This window comes from Paraburkholderia sp. BR10923 (assembly GCF_040948765.1).
Taxonomy (GTDB): domain Bacteria; phylum Pseudomonadota; class Gammaproteobacteria; order Burkholderiales; family Burkholderiaceae; genus Paraburkholderia; species Paraburkholderia youngii.
In genome coordinates, this window is the sequence record NZ_JBFPKO010000269.1 from 1 (window position 1) to 206 (window position 206).

Consider the following 206-nt stretch of genomic DNA (forward strand, 5'->3'; position numbering starts at 1 on the left):
AGGCCGACGGCAAACTCGACCGGAACTGGCTCAAGGGCGCGCTCGGGGATGCGATCAACGCAGTGCTATGTGGTGCCGGCCACAACCTGCGCATGATCCTCAGAAAGCTGCGGCGTTTTTACGTCCTTGTACTTGTCGCATTGCTCAACCGCTCCGCGGCTTCCGCTTCGACACCATGAACGGCGTCGTCGCCGAAAACGAATTAT

General features: G+C 59.2%; 1 pseudogene. It reads left to right on the plus strand.

Annotated elements, in window-relative coordinates:
- Positions 1-179 (plus strand): annotated as a pseudogene (locus tag AB3X94_RS42425) (IS5/IS1182 family transposase); the annotation flags it as partial.
- Positions 180-206: the final 27 nt, after the last annotated feature.